General features: G+C 68.0%; 3 protein-coding genes and 1 rRNA gene. 1 reads left to right on the top strand and 3 read right to left on the bottom strand.

The genetic code is table 11. From position 1 onward, the window contains the following. Window positions 1–619, top strand: a 619-nt coding sequence (locus tag OO014_RS19195) for a uridine kinase family protein (protein WP_272463932.1), incomplete at its 5' end; no start/stop codon positions are given. A gap of 146 nt (window positions 620–765) precedes the next feature. Here OO014_RS19195 and OO014_RS19190 read toward each other — a convergent pair. From OO014_RS19190 to rrf, 3 genes are all read right to left on the bottom strand, one after another. Then, a complete protein-coding gene (locus OO014_RS19190; protein ID WP_272463931.1) occupies window positions 766–1,911 on the bottom strand; it encodes an adenosine deaminase in 1,146 nt (381 codons plus the stop codon). Then, a complete protein-coding gene (locus OO014_RS19185; RefSeq protein ID WP_272463930.1) occupies window positions 1,908–2,279 on the bottom strand; it encodes a cupin domain-containing protein in 372 nt (123 codons plus the stop codon). The genes OO014_RS19190 and OO014_RS19185 overlap by 4 nt, the downstream gene beginning before the upstream one ends. 107 nt (window positions 2,280–2,386) lie before the next feature. After that, window positions 2,387–2,503: ribosomal RNA gene (rrf, locus tag OO014_RS19180) — 5S ribosomal RNA — on the bottom strand. Window positions 2,504–2,531 lie beyond the last annotated feature (28 nt).

Here is a 2,531-nt window from a genome sequence, read left to right as displayed (position 1 = left end):
GGGAGGCCGGCGACGCGTCATCCTCATCACCGGTCCGAGCGGGGCGGGCAAGAGCCGCTTGGCCGCTCGCCTCAATCATCGGCTCGGCTGGCCGGTGGTCCGCCTCGACGACTTCTACCGCGAGGTTGACGACCCCGACCTGCCACGCTCGCACCTCGGCATCCCCGACTGGGACCACGTGAACTCCTGGGACGCGGACGCCGCCGTTGCCGCGCTCCGGCGCCTGGTCGACACCGGCAAGGCGGATGTGCCGGTCTACGACATCAGCACGTCGCGCGCGACCGGCCAGCACCTCGTCACCGCAGCTCCACACCACCTCATCCTCGCCGAGGGCCTCTTTGCAGCGCGCGTGGCCCAGGCCCTCGAGACCGAGGGGCTGCTGGCGGACGCGCTGTGCGTCCGCCGCAACCGATGGGTGACCTTCATGCTCCGTCTGGTGCGCGATCTCTCGGAGCGGCGCAAGCCGCCCCACATCCTCTTTCGTCGTGGGATGGCGCTGCTGCTCGACGAGCCGAATGTCCTCGCCGAGGCGGAGGCCCACGGTGCCAGATGCGTGACCCCGCGCGAGGCCGAGGCGGAGCTCGTGGACCGGGCCGAGACGATGGGGGCGCGTCGATAAGGCTGATCGGCAGCTCGGCGGCATGAGCTGGGAGTCGACGGCGGAGTACTACCGGATCGTGGGCCTGGCCGACTCGCCGGTTCCGCACTTCCCTCCACCCGGCCGCACGTCGAGGCGGCTGTATCCCGCGCCCTCCGCGACGAGGCTCAGCCCATGTAGCCGAGCTGACGGTAGCCCGGCTTGATGACGCCCTCAATGGTCGCGAGCCGTTCGTCGAAGGGGATGAAGGCCGACTTCATCGCGTTGATCGTCACCCAGCGCAGATCGGTCAGGTCCCACTCCGCCTGCTCCGCGAGAAGGACCGCCTCCTTCGACATCGATGTGTTGCTCATGAGGCGGTTGTCGGTATTCAGCGTGACGCGGAACCGCAGCCGCTTGAGCAGCGTGATCGGGTGCAGCGCGATGGACAACGCCGCGGAGGTCTGCAGGTTGCTGCTCGGGCACATCTCGAGCGGGATGCGCATGTCGCGCACGTAGGCGGCGAGGCGCCCCAGCTTGACGTCGGCCAGGTCGAGATCGACCAGGGCGCGTTCATCATGCCGGTTGGACTCCAACCACTCGGGGAAGGGGCGGCCGGCAACGAGGACGTCGTCAACGATGCGGACGCCGTGGCCGAGCCGGTCGGCGCCACACCATTGGATGGCTTCCCAGATGGACGGCAGCCCGAACGCTTCTCCCGCGTGGATGGTGAAGTGCGCGTTCTCCCGGCGCAGGTACTCGAAGGCATCAAGGTGTCGAGTGGGTGGGAAGCCCGCCTCCGCGCCAGCGATGTCGAAGCCGGACACGCCCTCGTCGCGATACCGCACGGCCAGGCGCGCGATCTCCGTCGACTTGGCGGCGTGGCGCATCGCGGTGACGAGCGCGGTCACTCGGATCGGGTGACCCGCCTCAGCCGCCAGCGCCTCCCCCTCCCGGAAGCCGGCGTTGACCGCCTCGACAACCTCCTCCAGCGTCAACCCGGCCTCGAGGTGCTGCTCCGGGGCATAACGACTCTCTGCATAGACAACGCCGTCCGCGGCCAGGTCCTGCACACTCTCCCGGGCAACGCGACGCAGGCTCTCCTTGGTCTGCATGACCGCGAGCGTGTGAGCAAACGTCTCCAGGTATCGCACCAGGGAGCCGGAATCGGCGCTCTCCTGGAACCACCGGGCCAACTGGCCCGCTTCCGCCTCCGGGAGGGCGTCGTAGCCGACCGCCTCTGCGAGCTCGACAACCGTCTGTGGCCGCAGACCGCCGTCGAGGTGGTCGTGCAGCAGCACCTTGGGTGCGCGCCGAGCAAGCTCCGGCGTCACGTGATCTCCTCGCGATGGACCAGCGCGTCGGTGAAGGCCGGCAGGCAGACGGCGACGTACTCAGCACCGTCAGGGCCACTGGAGTAGCGGATCCGCTCACCGCCGCGAGTGATCACTGTCTGGCCTGCGTCCACGGTGAGGCGGCCACCGTCGTGGTCGACGAGCACCTGGCCGGCGAGCACGAGCGTGATCTCGTCGAACTCGGGCGTCTGGAATGGCTCCGACCAACCCGGGGGCGCCTTCATGTGCGCGACAGAAACGGATCCCTGCAGGCCGGCGTCCGGGGTCGTGACCGCGCCGACATGTTCCTCGATGACCTTGCCGCCTGGCACAGGAATTCGTGTGGGGGTCTCAATGAGTTCGGGCACAGGCCCACCCTACGCCGCGCTCACTGTCTCCTCAGGCAGACGTCGGAGAGCAGCAGAAAATGCGAAACGCCCCACCGACAGGTCGGTGGGGCGTTTCGTGAATGGTTGTCCGGCTGCGTCCTACTCTCCCACACCGTCACCAGTGCAGTACCATCGGCGCTGAAGGGCTTAGCTTCCGGGTTCGGAATGGAGCCGGGCGTTTCCCCTTCGCTATGGCAGCCGTAACTCTATGGAGATATCAAATCAGTGTTG

It is taken from the genome of Intrasporangium calvum (assembly GCF_028446585.1).
Lineage (GTDB): Bacteria > Actinomycetota > Actinomycetes > Actinomycetales > Dermatophilaceae > Intrasporangium > Intrasporangium calvum_A.
This window is presented reverse-complemented; position numbering and strand designations above follow the sequence as displayed.